This window comes from Sphingomonas sp. Ant20, from assembly GCF_000783375.1.
Lineage (GTDB): Bacteria > Pseudomonadota > Alphaproteobacteria > Sphingomonadales > Sphingomonadaceae > Sphingomonas > Sphingomonas aerolata.
This window is the reverse complement of sequence record NZ_JRVI01000266.1, coordinates 1-1,503: the sequence shown is the minus strand read 5'-3', so window position 1 is coordinate 1,503 and position 1,503 is coordinate 1. Positions and strand designations below refer to the sequence as shown.

At 71.9% G+C, this 1,503-nt stretch carries 1 protein-coding gene; it reads left to right on the top strand.

What is annotated here, in order from left to right; genetic code table 11:
- Positions 1-88 precede the first annotated feature (88 nt).
- Positions 89-1,503: hypothetical protein (locus NI18_RS25285; protein WP_037532752.1), on the top strand; the 1,415-nt coding region annotated here is incomplete at its 3' end.

Sequence of the window (1,503 nt, the reverse complement as noted above, 5' to 3'; positions counted from 1 at the left end):
CATCGAGGCGCACGAGGCCGCAAGCCGAGCGCTGCGCGCCTGGCGCCGTGGACGGGCGGACCGGAGGATCTCGAACGGCTGCCGGGGGATGCACGAGGACGAGATCGGCGCCGCAGATGCCGAACTTGCCAGACTGGCAGAGGCGGCGCGGATCGCCGCCGACGAGGTCCGCCGCGTCGAGGAGGAGCTCGAACGCGTCGCGCTGGACCGGCAGGCGCTCGCCGGAGGGGGGCAGGCGGTATCGGCGTCCGATCTTGCCGCGGCTCGCGAGCGACGCGAAGCGCTATGGCGCGAAGTGCGGGACGCTCTGGTCGGCTCCGCTGCGCTGAGCGATCCCGCGGCGACCGCAGAGGACTACAGTGCGCGCGTCGACGATGCCGACCTCGTGGCGGACCGGCGCTTCGCGTTCGCCGCCGACTCCGGGCAACTCGGTCTGCTCGACAGGCAGGCAGGCGAGGTCGCGCTGAGGGGCGCCCAGGCGGCGAGACGGCGTGACGATGCGCAGGCTGCCTCGCGCGCCGTCACCGCGGCCTGGACCGCACACATGGAAGGTCTCGGGTTCCCCGCCATGGAGCCTGCACGGCTGCGAGGGTGGCTAGCGGATAGAACGCTGGCGATCGAGACGGCCGAGCAGGCGGCCCGGCTGTCCGCGCAGGCGGAGGCGGAAGGCGCGCGCAAGACTGCGTCTCGGACGGCGCTGCTGCAGGCGATGCCCGACTGGCAGCCGTCCGACGACTGTCTGGCGCCCGTTCTGGCGGAGGCGGAAAGGCGCCGTGCCGCGGGCGAGGCGCAGGCGCTAGCCTACCGCCAGGATCACGCCGAGATGCGTCAGCTGACCGATACGCTTGCCGATCTGACGAGGGCGAATCGTCGGCGGGGTGACGACAGGATACGGATCGAGGGCGAGTGGCGCGACGTTCAGACCGCCGCCGGCACCGGCTTTGCCATCGCAGACGGCGAGGGCGTCCTCGGACTGGTCGAGGAGCTTCGGGTCGAGATGGACGCGGTAGAGGCCCTCGAAGCCCGAATGCGCGGCATCGAGGTGGACCGCCACGGCTTCGAGATGGACGTGGTGGATCTATGGGCGCGAATAGGAGGCGAGGGCGAAGGATCGCTCGACCGACTTCGCGGGCGGCGTGCCTCCGCTGGCATCGCTTCCCAGGCGCGCGAGGACCTGACTGCCGAGCGGGATCGCCGGTTTGCCGAGATCGAGGCGGCGGCGGCCACCCGTAAGGCGGCTGAGGACGGTCTGCGTCCCGTGGTGGAGGATCTGGGGAATATTGCGATCGAGGAGCTGGACGCTGCGGTACAGACGTCGCGGCGCATCCGCGGCCAGCGCGACGCGCTGGCGGCTGTAATCGGCGAGATAACCGCGGCCGGCGACGGACTCTCACTCGACGCGCTCGAGGAACAGTGGACCGGGAGCGATCCCGATGCAGCGGCTGCGCGTTCGGCGGGGCTGGCGCCGCTCCTCGCCGACGCGAACGCGCGGGTGACGGCGGC